Origin of the sequence: Sphingopyxis sp. H053, from assembly GCF_001468225.1 — a bacterium.
Classification (GTDB): domain Bacteria; phylum Pseudomonadota; class Alphaproteobacteria; order Sphingomonadales; family Sphingomonadaceae; genus Sphingopyxis.
Map to the genome: position 1 here is coordinate 655,830 of NZ_LNRU01000001.1, position 12,656 is coordinate 668,485.

Below are 12,656 nucleotides of genomic sequence, written 5' to 3' on the forward strand. Positions count from 1 at the left end.
GAGGGTAGCATCTGACGATCCCGTGGTCGGGCTTCTCTTTTTTAAGATGCTGGCACGCGAGGGTTTGCCCAGTTGGTCAGCAAACAAAGCGTAACGGTGTGAAGCTGATTTTGGCCAGTTGCTGACCGGCCAAAAAAGTGGCATTTTGAGCCAATGCAAGATTCATTGTTCCAACTCCCGATGACAATGGGCTATTTACGGCTTCTTCACCGGGTTTATGGCACGGGGGATCACGATATTCTGGCAGGTGCGGACCTGGTACCTGAGGATCTGGCCGATCCGGTCCGCGAAATCAGCTTGTTTCAGCAAGCGCGCGTGATCGACAATCTAACGGCCATGTATGGCCCCGGCATCGTGTTCTCAAAGCCAGAAATCTGGAATGTTTCTATCCACGGCGCGGTTGCGATAGCCGTGATATCGGCGGCAACCGTTGGCGAAGGCATAAAATTGCTTCCGCGTTACGGCCCAGCACGTACGCCGTTTCAGCGCGGCGTCATCCGGGAGGGGCGAGACCATTATACGCTGGACTGGGAGGTGACGGTCCCCCTTACACAGACGCAATGGCTGCCGATGATGGAAGTCAATTTTCTGGCCATTCGTTCGATGATGCAATCGGCTCTAGGAGGCGATATCGACGGGCTAGAGTTTTCGTTTTCGGTCCCTATTCCGACTTATGCCGAACGCGCCCGTGCCGCGCTCGGGCCCGGCGTGGAATATGAAGCGGGGGTTAATCGCGTCCGATTTCCCCGTTCTTGGTGGAGCATGCGGCCCGTCACAGCCGATCCGATATTGCACCGCGGCGCAATCAACGAACTGGAGCTGACGCTACGCAGGCGGCGGGAAAATTCTGCGCTTCTAAAAGGCAGGGTCGAGCATCTCTTGCAATCAATGCCCGACGGGCGCTTGGGCGCAGATGCGGTTGCACGCAGCCTAGGAATTTCGCGCCGTACGATGGCGCGGCGGCTTTCAGAGGCCGGGACAAATTTCCGCAGCCTGCTTGACGATGAGTTGAAAGAACGCGCCGTTCATTTTCGTTCGGCACGGTTGAGGCGGGACGAAATTGCAGTTCGGCTTGGCTACGAAGACGCCGCCAGCTTCAATCGCGCCTGGCGCCGATGGTTCCCCAAGGACCGCGAAACGCAGCGACCGGCGATAAGGGTTTAACGCCGCGGAAACGTAGGCTCAGCAGGTATGAGTGTCATTCTTTCCGGCGTCTTTCAATTCAGGGACTCCATTTTGCATGTAATGCCGGTAATGCCTTGGTGCCTGCCCCATCGTGTGATGAAAGGCAGTGCTGAACGCTGCCTCTGAAGAATATCCCGACGCATAGCCGATGCTGCTCACATTATCCGAAGTCCGACAAGGGCGGTGACCCGCTCGTCGATTTCCTCGCACAGGTGGCTCAGTTGGCTCTTGGCGATGCCATCCATGCCAAGCGCCTTGACTAGGTCATCGACCGAGCGCGTCGAGATGCTCTGGATATAGGTCTCCTGGATCACCGCCGTCAGTGCCCGCTCGGCCATCCGGCGCGATTCCGGAAAGCGCGGAAAGTAGCTGGCTTTGCGCAAGCGGGGATGCGCAGATCGACAGTCCCGGCGCGGTTCTGCTAGCCCCGCTCACGGCCGGTCAGGCTGCCGACCTCCATCGCCATCAACCGCTCGGCGGCAAACGAAATCATGTCGCGCAGAATGTCAGCGTCAGGCGCCTTCTCGGCCAGCGAGCGCAGGTGCATCATCGAATCGGTCATCGTGGTTCCTTCCGTCAGGCTCCAGCGTTGCATCCCAAACCTATCCGGAAATCACGGTGACCACCTCAATCCCCAGCTGCATCACCTCGTGGGACAGATCCCCTTGAGCGAATTTGGGCGGTAGCAATAAACGACAACGGAACGCGCAGGGAAATTCAAGACGTCCCCATAAGCACAACCTACGTCTCCTCCTGATCACGCCTCACATCTGTCTGCCTCACGCGACGGGCAGCGGTGGAGTACGGCGTTCGCAAGAATCTGGATGGAGAGGAAAATGGCGGAAAATCGGGAGGCAGATTTCCTGCGCGAGCTGTACGAGGATTGGAGCAACCGAATGGTCGCTGATCCTGAAATGTCCATCGCAGGGCTCCGCAGTATGTTCGACGAGTGGGGCAAGCCGGCACGCGAGCCGGAAGGGGTAAGCTACAAGTCAGATGAAATTGGCGGTGTTCCAGGCATCTGGGCATTCCCGCGAGATGCAGATCTCTCTCGAGTCATACTCTACACCCACGGCGGAGGTTTCGCGGTCGGTTCAGCGGATAGCCATCGCAAGCTTGTGGGGCATCTTGCGAAAGCTCTGGGCGTATCAGCTTTCATCCTGGACTATCGACGATCGCCTGAATTTCCATTTCCGTCCCAGATCGAGGATGCGGTTGCGTCATATTTGGGCTTGATCGAAAGAGGCATAGAGCCCCGGCACATAACAAGTGCGGGTGACAGCGCCGGCGGCAATCTTGCCATTGCCATGGTTCTTCAACTTCGAGAACTTGGCGAGCAGCTTCCTGGAAGCCTCATCGCGTTTTCGCCCTGGCTGGACATGGCGTTGCGTGGCGCCACGCTGGAGACAAACGCCGCAACGGATGCTCTCGTTGGCAGGCCGATACTGGAAGGTATGATCGCCATGTTTCTTGGCGACGCGACCAGTCCGCTAAATCCGCTGGCGAACCCGCTCGAGAACAGCTTTCAGCAATTCCCTCCACTGTACGTCAATGCGGGCGGCGCCGAGACATTGCTAAGCGACGCCGAAGCCTTGTGCGAAAAGGCGCGGAGCGAAGGCGTTTCAGTCGCCTTCTCGGTCGTCCCTGGCATGCAGCATGTCTTTCCAGCCCTCGCAGGTCGAGCCGCTGAAGCTGACGAGGAACTGCTCAAGATCGCCGCTTGGTATCACTCACTTTGACACGCGCGAAAATCCATTTCGCAGCAACGGTTTGTGCGGGAACCCCGCTCTGGAGAAAATAATGATCAGCAATGTAACCGCGACAAAAACCCATGGTGCCGATTTCGACGCGATTGTCATCGGCGGAGGCTTTGGAGGACTCTATGCGGTCCATAAGCTTCGCAATGAGCAGGGTCTTCACGTGAAGGCCTATGACAATGCGAGCGACGTCGGGGGAACCTGGCACTGGAATCGTTACCCCGGAGCCCTTTCCGATACGGAGAGCTTTTGTTACCGCTTTTCGTTTGACAAGGAACTTCTTGATCAAGGCAGCTGGCAGTCTCGATACCTTACGCAGCCCGAGATTCTCGAATATCTGAACGGCGTCGCTGACCGCTTTGATCTGCGCAGCAGCTATCAATTCAATACGAAAATCGTGTCAACCCGCTTCGACGAGGCCACCGGCTTGTGGCACGTTTTGACAGATAAGGGGGAGTCGGCATCGGCGAAGTATCTGATCACCGGCCTGGGGCTGCTTTCGGCAATAAACAAGCCACGATTCGCCGGCATCGATGAATATCGCGGCGAAGTTTACCATACTGGCGCTTGGCCAGAAGGCGCCGATCTGAGCGGAAAGCGTGTCGGCATTATAGGAACCGGCTCTACAGGCGTTCAGGTCATCATCGCGCTTGCGCCCATTGTGCAGCATCTGGCCGTGTTTCAACGATCGGCCCAATATGTGGTTCCTATTGGAAACTGGCCCGAAGACACCGAGACGATCGACAATTATAAGGCCAACTATGACGAAATCTGGAAACAGATTAAGCGTTCACAGGTTGCCTTTGGCTTCGCCGAGAGCACAACGTCAGGACTAGATGTCTCCGAAGCCGAACGAGACCGGGTATTCGAAGAAGCCTGGCAGCGAGGTGGCGGCTTCCGCTTCATGTTCGAGACATTCACCGATGTCGCAACCAGTCATGACGTAAACACGTCCGCTGCCAACTTCATCAAGCGGAAAATTGCCAGAATTGTGAAGGATCCGGACATTGCCCGGAAACTGATGCCTAGCGATCTTTATGCCAAACGCCCCCTGTGCGCAACGGACTACTACGGAGTCTACAATCGGAAGAACGTGTCGCTGGTAGACGTCAAGGAAGATCCGATCACCGAGTTCACGGCAAATGGCGTTCGCCTAGCCAGTGGTATCGAGCACGAACTGGACGTCGTGATTTTCGCCACGGGATTCGATGCGGTCGACGGGAACTATACGAAGATCGATATTCACGGGCGCGGCGGTGTAACCATTCGCGAAAAATGGGCCGATGGTCCCTTGGGGTATCTCGGAATGATGGAAGCCGACTTCCCGAACATGTTCATGATCCTCGGCCCGAATGGCCCATTCACAAACCTTCCGCCGAGTCTCGAAAGCCAGGTTGACTGGATTGCCGACGCCATTGCCACCATGGAAGCCGACGGCCGCTCCACGATCGAGCCGACACAGGCCGCCGAAGACGAGTGGGTAGAGACGTGCCGGACAATTGCAAATATGACACTCTTCCCGAAAGCTGAATCGTGGATTTTCGGAGCCAATATTCCGGGCAAGAAAAACGCCGTAATGTTCTATCTCGGCGGCCTTGGAAATTACCGCGATGCACTTCAGGCGGTGCGCGAGTCAGGATATGACTCAATGATTTTCGATCGCGAAGCAATTTTGACGTGAGTTCTGCGACGCGACCGCTCGATGGATCGCTCGCCGCGCCAGCTCGCGGCGCGGCAGAAACGAGATTTGGGAGTCGCGAGACGCCGCTTGTTTTTCGTTCAGTGCCGACCCTCCATGTCGAATGGGGCGTCCATCGCCGCTTGGGACAATTCTTCGCTGAGTGTTTTGCCGAGCGCCGCATCCTGATCGTTACGGACCATCATCTGCGCGCCGCTGGTATCCTGGATCCTGCTTTGGAATCGCTCGAAGGAGCCGGCTTCGCAATAACGGTTTTTGACGGCGTTGTTGCCGACCCACCCGAATCCGTGCTCGCCAACGCTGTCCAGCTGGCGCGTGAGGCGGGCACGGATATCGTTCTTGGCCTGGGTGGCGGTTCATCGATGGATATTGCCAAGCTGGTTGCGGTCCTTGCTGTCTCAGAGCAAAATTTGTCCGAACTCTACGGCATAGATCGCGTAAGGGGCAAACGAGTGCCTCTGGTGCAAATGCCGACTACCGCCGGCACAGGGTCCGAGGCAACGAACATATCAATCCTGACCACGGGGGAATCTTCGAAATCGGGAATTATAGCGCAGCAGCTATACGCCGATCGGGTCATACTTGATGCGGAACTTGCCTGCGGTATGCCGCCGCTCCTCACTGCGGCAACAGGCATCGACGCGATCGTGCATGCCATCGAGGCATATACGAGCCAGAACCGCAAGAACCCCATGTCCGATATGTTTGCTCGCGAAGCCCTCCGGCTCATGACGGGCAACTTGATCACCGCTTGTCGCGTTGGTCATGACAGGAACGCGCGAGAAGCCATGATGCTTGGTGCAAATCTTGCGGGGCAGGCGTTTGCGAACGCGCCGGTCGCGGCGGTCCACGCGCTTGCTTATCCGCTCGGAGGACATTTTCACATCGCACATGGGCTGTCCAACGCACTCATGCTGATGCCGGTACTTCGATTCAATATGGTAACAGCGTCGCCGCTGTACGCCGAACTTGGCGACGCGGTCCTGGGCCCCACGGTAGCACCGACTGTCGAGAGAGCTGAGGCGTTTGTGTCCTTCATTGGCCAGCTGCTGGTCGATTCCGGTTGCCCATTGAGGCTTCGGGACGTGGAAGTTCCTGAAGAGAGCCTGCCTTCGCTCGCCAGAGATGCGATGCTGCAGACCCGGCTTCTCGTCAACAATCCGAGAGCCATGACGGAACAAGACGCCCTGTCGCTATATCGAGAAGCCTACTGAGGCTACCGAGTTTTCTCCCGAATGGTATTCCCGTTGAAGCGTCTTGCCCAAGGAGGCAGATTGGAAAAATCGGAGCTCTTGCCCCGCGATGTTTACCCGCAGTGGGTGAAGATTCAGACACAATGGGCGGACAATGACATCTATGGCCATGTAAACAACGCCGTGCACTACAGATGGTTTGACACTGCGATCAACAGCTGGCTGATCCGTAGTGGCCTGCTTCGCCTAAGTGGAGGCAAGCTGATCGGCCTGGTTGTCGAAACGGGATGCAGATACGCAGAAGCAGTCTGCTATCCGGAAGCCGTCGATCTCGGGTTTGGCGTAAGCCATTTGGGGCGAACAAGCGTGACGTATCGCGTTGGCATTTTCCGCGAGCTGAGCGTCCTTGCTGCCGCGGAAGGGCATTTCACCCATGTCATGGTAGATCGTAAGAGCCGCCGACCAGTCGTCTTGCCCGCGCGATGGCGAAAAGTCCTTGCGGCGCAGATGATCGAAACTTGATATCGCATGATGCTCGATCGTCGCTGATCGTGAGCTGACCGAGCGCCTCGGCCGTGGCTCTGCAAAGCGCCACGCTTTCCTAAAATCATCAGTGCGGCCCGGCAGGAATTTATAGCTGCTCTTGCGGCCGGAATGGCCGCGAATTCCTAGGCAATCCCGGTTGCCACCTCGCAGGATTGTTCAACCCATGCGAGCAAGGATTTTCAAGACTGCCGCCCCTCGATGGGCTCTACGCCTTGACGACAAACTAAGTCGGCATTCGCCTTTCCGCAAGCAGCGGGAGACGCGTGAAGAGCCGAACTTTGCAATCGAGGGAGAGAGATGATGAACCTGAAGGCAATTTCGCAGCTTCTATGTGGTTGCGCTTGGGGCATTGCGCTGTTGCCCGGGCAAGTGAACGCCCAGGCGGTGGCGAGCAGCGCCGGCGACGTGATCGATCAAGCTTCAGAAGAAGGCCATGGCGACGAGATCATCGTTACCGCACGGCAGAAGAACGAATCCCTGAAGGATGTTCCTGCGTCGGTCTATGTGCTCTCGACCGACACAATCGAAAATACCAAAGCTCGCGTAGCAGTCGATTTCGTGAGCTTGACTTCGGGTGTCACCATTCAAACCGCCACAACCGATCCATCGGACGTGTCCATCAACATCAGAGGTCTGAACAGTCCGCGCGACGCGGAAAACAACATTGCGCTGGTGGTCGATGGCGTTCTCAAGACGAGCATTGCTTCAACTAATGAGCCTCAGGGTGCGCTGGCACAGGTCGAAATTCTCAAGGGGCCACAGGGCGCTATCTACGGTCGGAACGCGTCGGCCGGCGCTATCGTCATTACGACAAAGAAGCCGACGCCGGATCTGTCTGGTCAGATCAAGGGCCGTGTCGCCAACGACAACACATATCTCGTCTCCGGGCTGCTAAGTGGCCCTGTCACAGATGGTGTCGGATTCGTGCTGAACGGCGAATGGACCAAGTCGGACGGATATTATCGCAACACCTTCGTAGGGTCGGATCTGCATCAGAGTGTGTACGGCTATCGCGGCAATCCGGCTTCAGTGGACAGCTATAACAAATTGAACATCTTTGGGCGCATCCTGCTTGAGCCCTCGGATGACACCGAAATCGATCTCAAGGCCAATTACGGAAGAAGCCACGGCGGCGCACTGAGTTTCAACGCAGTCTTCCAGATCCCAACGCTCGCGCAAGCGTTCAATGACCCGATTTTCAACGCGCCGGTGAGCAAGCACAAGTTCATATTCACGGACGACACCGAGGCTAAGCACTGGCAAAAAACATATGGGGCGTCGATGAGAATTCGGCAGGACCTGGATTTCGGCACATTGATCGGAGTCGTGGCCTACAACAACAACAGGAATGAATATATTGCTGGAGGAACGAGCGGGGCGTTCGGTTTTTTCAACAACGAGCCCACCTGCATCCGCACCAGGCCAGCCACGGCAGGAGTAGTCAACCAGGCGCCATTTACACAGTATAATGCTGCGTTCGGTTTCGCCATGCCCTACTCACCTTCCACCTGCGACGGTATCCAGGGCAATCGTCGTACGCAGAAAGATGTGGTTTCGGAAATCCGGCTCACTGGCGGCGAAGGCACCTCGTTGAACTGGCAACTGGGAGGTAGCTACATCTACATCGATCGACGGGTTTGCGTAAACCTTACTCTCGACACGGGCCAGGGCGGGACGCGTCAGTGCTTCACGACGGACCCGCGATTCCCGACGGAGAATCTCACCGATGACAATTACCGGACCAATGTCTATGCCGTGTTTGCCGCAGCCGACTGGGACGCGACTGACAAACTTCGGCTGGGCGTCGCACTGCGCTACGATATCGAAGCGCGCGACCGCATCAATAATGTTCCGGTAAATGCCCGCACGCGCTGGGTTGGCAATCCGCGTACGGGATATCCGATTGGTACGGCGACCACGCCGTCGAACTATTTCCTCAATCCAGGGCTCGACCCGGCCTATAACCCGTCGGGCGTGATTGCCCCGATTTCGGAAACGTTCAAGCAACTTCAACCGAAGATCACGATCACCTACAAGCCCAACAATGACCTCACGATTTTCGGAAACTGGGGCATGGGATTCAAGGCCGGTGGCTTCAATCCGGCCGGCACCGAGGCAATCATCAATGGCTACTTCAATCCGCCGCCGCCGACAGGCATCAGTGCCGGAATCTCGGTTCCCGATCTCATCAAAAAGGAAACCAACAGCGCATTCGAACTTGGCGTTAAGGGGCGTGTTTTCGATGCGGTGAACTTCGAAGTGGCCGGTTTTCTCACCAACGTGAAAAACATGCAATTCTTTGAATTCTTCGTCGGCGACTTCGGTTTGCTGCGGAGCACCTCCAATATCGACAAGGTGCAGATCTACGGTATCGACGCTTCAATCGACTATAAGATATCGCCCGTCTTCAAGGTTTTCGTGAACGGAAACTACACCGAGAGCGAAATCAAAGCCAATAGCGGCCGTCCTTATACCGTCGGCAACAAATCTCCTGCGACGCCCGATTTCACGATCAACGGCGGCGTGCAGATGAATGCCCCGGTTTCCGACCGGGTCAATCTGGTTAGCCGAATCGATTTCAGAGTTGTCGGTCCAACCCCGTTCCATACCGTTCAACGGAATACGACACCGACCATCTTCGGGTTGCCGGCAACCTATGACAACTCGACGCGGGATACATTTGCGACCGTGAATGCAAGACTCGGTGTGGATGTTGGCAACTTCTCGATTTCTGCGTTCGCTACCAACCTGTTTAACAAGCACTATGTCGAGGACGTGGTGATCGCTCCGGAGTTCGGAGGCGACTTCATTGCAGGTGGCGCGCTCCGCCGGTTCGGCGTCGACGTCTCCTATAAGTTCTAGCTCGTTGGCCCGGTCCGGGATTCCCAAGCATCATTGCTGAGGATCCCGGGTCGCTAAATGCTCGGGAAGACCTGCAGACAGCCAGCGTCTTGCCCCTCCGGCACCGGTACCAACCGCGATTGGTAAGGCAATATGTCGTTGAAGGAATGGATCGATGGTGTCGCTATTTGAACCGTTGACGCTGCCGCGTGGCCCCGCGATGAAAAACCGTTTTCTTCTCGCCCCGATGACCAATCAGCAGGCACGTGACGATGGCACTCTGACGGACGACGAGTTGAACTGGTTGCTCATGCGCGCAACGGGTGACTTCAGCCTGGTCATGACCTGTTGCTCGCATGTGCATCTGAAAGGGCAGGGCTTTCCCGGCGAACTTGGCGTCTACTCTGATGCCTTGATTCCCGGCTTGGAGCGGCTCGCAGGTGCCCTCCGCGGAGCGGGGGCCATATCAAGCATGCAGCTCTATCATGGCGGAATTCGCACGATTACTCCGGATCGCGCGGGACCATCCGCCGCCCCGGAAGATCATGCACGCGCGATGACGGTCGCAGAAGTGCGCGCGACAATTGAGGATTTCATAGTCGCGGCCGAGCGCGCAAAACGCGCCGGCTTCGATGGCGTGGAACTTCACGGAGCCCATGGTTACCTGATCAGTGCGTTCCTGAGCAGCGTCTATAACAGGCGTGAGGATCATTACGGCGGCAGCCCTGAGAAACGACGTCGGTTCCTGCTTGAGATTGTCGATGGAATTCGCGCGAGCTGCGGCGAGGATTTCCAGATCGGCGTTCGAGTTTCGCCGGAGCGTTTCGGCCAGGATGTCGGTGAAACCTCCGAACTGGCCCAGCAGTTGATCGACGAAGGAAAAATCGACTATCTTGATATATCGCTTTGGGACGTGTTCAAAGATCCGGTCGATCCCAAATATCAAGGACGCTCATTGATGTCCTATTTCACGGAGCTGGATCTGAAGGGTGTCAGGCTTGGTTTCGCGGGTAAGATAAATTCGCATGCCGACGCGACACGCTGCCTTGAGCAAGGGGCGGATTTCGTCGTCATTGGACGCGCGGCGATCGCTCATCATAACCTGCCCAAGCTGTTCAGGGCGAATCCACACTTCATCCCCCAGAAGTTCCCCGTAACTGCCGACTACCTGCGCACTCAAGGCCTCGGAGAAAGCTTCATCGCATATCTTGCAACTTGGCCAGATATGGTGATCAACTACTTTGTACCGCCCGAGATTCCGCGGTTCGACGTCGAAGAATTCTTCAAGACCGGAAGGAGCGTCAAGCTCGCGGCCGGCTAATCGGCGTCGTTGTAAACGCTGGCGCCGCCACCATTGGCAGTTCAGATAGCCGGATGGAGACAAGAATTGGAGCGGATAGGGTGGATCGGCGCCGGAAAGATGGGCTCACCGATGAGCTTTCGCCTGGCGAGACAAGGCTATGCGGTAACGGTGTTCGACCCATCGCCTGCCGAAATTGAGCCTCTGATCGCCGAAGGCGGGCGGAGGGCGTCGAGCTTGGCGGAATTGGCTGAAGCGAGCGACCTGATATTTCTCACCATTCCCAACGACCAGGCGCTCGAGCAGATCATCTTCGGCGAAAACGGGATTCTCCCCGCGTTGGATGAATCGAAGCTGCTCATCGAAATGAGCACATTGTCGCCCGCCGTGTCAGCGAAGGTGGCGTCCGCGCTCGCCGCCGCTGGCGCGCGCTATCTGCGCGCGCCCGTTTCCGGCAGCACCGTCATGGCAAAGGATGGGAAGCTCACTGTGCTCGCGTCGGGCAATAGGGACGACTACGCCGCCGTGCTGCCGCTTCTGTCTTGCCTTTCGGCGCGCCAGTTTCTTGTCGGAACAGCGGAGGAAGCCCGCTACCTGAAACTTGTCCTCAACCTGATGTTGGCAGGCACCGCAGCATTGGTCGGCGAAGCGCTGACTTTTGGCGAAAAGGGCGGTCTCTCTGTCGAGGCTATGCTCGATGTCATCTGCGAAAGCGTGGTGGCATCGCCGGTTCTCGACTACAAGCGCGACATGCTTATTCGGCGTGATTTTACTCCCGCGTTTACGGTGTCACAGATGATCAACGACGTTGATCTCGCGCTGGATTCGGCCAAGGTCGACCACGTCCCGATGGCGCTCAGTGCGCTCGTCCGTCAGCAATATGAAGTGGCCCGCGCACAAGGGCATGGCGCGAGAGACTTTTTCATGCTGCTCGAACAATGCGAGCGTGATGCTGGCTTGGCCAGGTAAACGACCACGAACTCCTCCGTCTGATCGACTTCCTCGTCGAAACTCGGTCGCCGATGCCGCGCCTGCTGCCATCCGGCCGGCGATCTCATGCCTGGCTTTCGGGACTATGCCGGCGAAGTTAAATCGCTGCTCGCCAGAGCCGTGGGGATAGGGGAAAGCGGCGAGGCGGAGGCCCATTTACGCGACCTCCTGCCACGCCGCGCTGCGGCGCGATTTGCGCGAGGAACAGAGCCTTAGAACGCTAGGGACTCCCGATGACATGCTTGCGCTTGCATGCCGACCCTACCGATCCGGAAGTGGTCAATATGGCATCGTCTGGGTTGAGGCACGGGGAATGCCGGTGGCCTCGAGCTTCCTTATTTTTCTTGGCACTTTTGCCGGCTCCCCCGATGCAGGGCGGAGCCAGGCCGGGCAATTGATGGCCAAACTCCAGTCGGCGTCGGCTGAATATGGCACGACCTGCATCTCGCCGCGAGACGGACGTCGTGGATGGCTAGGCTAGGGCGTCACCGAGGCTAGCCGTTCACCCCGAAATTTTGACATCGGAAAGAGAGTGCTAGTTGGAATCGGCAGGAAAACCTACAATGCTTACAGTCCAGTGGATTGATTTGATCTTGTATTGAGTCATTCGTTTGTGCGTCCGGAGTCATTCCATGACCATCGATCAACTCACGCCCCGTGAGAAGGAATGCCTGAGGCTTCTTCTAAAACCCATGCGTGCCAAGGAAGTGGCCCGGGTTACTGGCTTATCGGTCAACACTGTCAACGAGCATCTGAAATCCGCGCGGCGCAAGCTGGGGACGACCGACAGCTGGAGCGCAGCCCAGTTGCTTCGCGCCCTCGAGGACCCCACCACTAATTCGGATACCAAAGAATGGGGATCGTCCCCCATGGCGGTTCCTGTCCAGAACAGCGCCACCGACACGTCGGCGTTTGAGCCGGTGATGGTGGAGCGATCGAGCCTGTTTCCTTTCGCAACGAAAGGAAGACCATGGAACGATCTGAGTTTTGGATGGCGTCTTGCATGGCCGCTTCTCCTTTTTGGCGTTATCGCCATCGGAGCGGGAGCAATCATGGCCGTGGCATCGGAACTCTCGCAGCTGACCATCGCCCTCACACGCTGACATCGGATTGACGCATGGCGACGGCCTGGGGCCGCGAGGAGT

General features: G+C 57.2%; 9 protein-coding genes and 1 pseudogene. 9 read left to right on the plus strand and 1 reads right to left on the minus strand.

What is annotated here, in order from left to right; all coding sequences use genetic code 11:
- Nucleotides 1-180 precede the first annotated feature (180 nt).
- Nucleotides 181-1,164: an AraC family transcriptional regulator gene (locus ATE70_RS02995; protein WP_197411362.1), complete on the plus strand. Its 984-nt coding sequence runs from the start codon at nt 181-183 to the stop codon at nt 1,162-1,164.
- Nucleotides 1,165-1,358: 194 nt separating this feature from the next.
- On the opposite strand, the pseudogene ATE70_RS24070 reads toward ATE70_RS02995, so the two are convergent.
- Nucleotides 1,359-1,747 (minus strand): annotated as a pseudogene (locus tag ATE70_RS24070) (transposase); the annotation flags it as partial.
- 274 nt (nt 1,748-2,021) lie between these two features.
- Here ATE70_RS24070 and ATE70_RS03010 point away from each other — a divergent pair.
- From ATE70_RS03010 to ATE70_RS03045, 8 genes are all read left to right on the plus strand, one after another.
- On the plus strand, nt 2,022-2,924 hold the full coding sequence (locus ATE70_RS03010; protein ID WP_058536443.1) for an alpha/beta hydrolase: 903 nt from the start codon (nt 2,022-2,024) through the stop codon (nt 2,922-2,924).
- Between the two features lie 61 nt (nt 2,925-2,985).
- The gene (locus ATE70_RS03015) at nt 2,986-4,623 is read left to right on the plus strand and encodes a flavin-containing monooxygenase (RefSeq protein WP_058536444.1); all 1,638 of its coding nucleotides are present in this window, start codon (nt 2,986-2,988) and stop codon (nt 4,621-4,623) included.
- Nucleotides 4,620-5,855, plus strand: a complete 1,236-nt coding sequence (locus tag ATE70_RS03020; RefSeq protein WP_082639254.1) for an iron-containing alcohol dehydrogenase — start codon at nt 4,620-4,622, stop codon at nt 5,853-5,855. The genes ATE70_RS03015 and ATE70_RS03020 overlap by 4 nt, the downstream gene beginning before the upstream one ends.
- 60 nt (nt 5,856-5,915) lie before the next feature.
- A complete protein-coding gene (locus ATE70_RS03025) occupies nt 5,916-6,356 on the plus strand; it encodes an acyl-CoA thioesterase (protein ID WP_058536529.1) in 441 nt (146 codons plus the stop codon).
- A gap of 321 nt (nt 6,357-6,677) precedes the next feature.
- A complete protein-coding gene (locus ATE70_RS03030) occupies nt 6,678-9,242 on the plus strand; it encodes a TonB-dependent receptor (RefSeq protein ID WP_058536446.1) in 2,565 nt (854 codons plus the stop codon).
- Between the two features lie 154 nt (nt 9,243-9,396).
- Nucleotides 9,397-10,542, plus strand: a complete 1,146-nt coding sequence (locus ATE70_RS03035) for an NADH:flavin oxidoreductase (protein ID WP_082639253.1) — start codon at nt 9,397-9,399, stop codon at nt 10,540-10,542.
- 66 nt (nt 10,543-10,608) lie between these two features.
- Nucleotides 10,609-11,490, plus strand: coding sequence for an NAD(P)-dependent oxidoreductase (locus ATE70_RS03040; protein ID WP_156419608.1), 882 nt, complete (start codon nt 10,609-10,611; stop codon nt 11,488-11,490).
- A 653-nt stretch (nt 11,491-12,143) separates the two neighbouring features.
- The gene (locus ATE70_RS03045; RefSeq protein ID WP_058799782.1) at nt 12,144-12,614 is read left to right on the plus strand and encodes a helix-turn-helix domain-containing protein; all 471 of its coding nucleotides are present in this window, start codon (nt 12,144-12,146) and stop codon (nt 12,612-12,614) included.
- The last annotated feature ends 42 nt before the right edge of the window (nt 12,615-12,656 follow it).